This window comes from Gordonia sp. DT30 (genome assembly GCF_049844915.1).
GTDB lineage: Bacteria > Actinomycetota > Actinomycetes > Mycobacteriales > Mycobacteriaceae > Gordonia.
On the sequence record NZ_JBNCLY010000095.1, the window covers coordinates 1 to 343 of the forward strand.

1 protein-coding gene is annotated in these 343 nt (G+C 69.4%); it reads right to left on the reverse strand.

What is annotated here, in order from left to right; translation table 11 throughout:
- The coding region (locus ACLQ3C_RS21580; RefSeq protein WP_425707132.1) for a transposase at positions 1 to 343 on the reverse strand (343 nt) is incomplete at both ends.

Sequence of the window (343 nt, forward strand, 5' to 3'; positions counted from 1 at the left end):
CACCCCGGTCAACTCGGCAACCCACGCCCCCTCACGCACACCGCCGTCGCAGTCGTAGGCCGGGCTCCAGGCCTCGGTCGGCAGGTCATCGATGGTGGCGGCGCTGGTGTCGGTGAGGCCGAAGCCGACCGAGTACGCCAGCCGCCGTGTGGTGAGGTGGTCGAGGAACTCGTGGGTGCCGCCGGCAGAATCGGCCCGGATCAACACACGCTTGCCGACACGATACGACGACACGTGCGGCAACTGCGTCAATGCCTGATCGACGACGGTGATGTGGTCGGCGGCGGTGTTCGCCCCGGCGTTGCCGGCCCGCAACAGCATCGCCAGGGGTTCGCCGGTACCG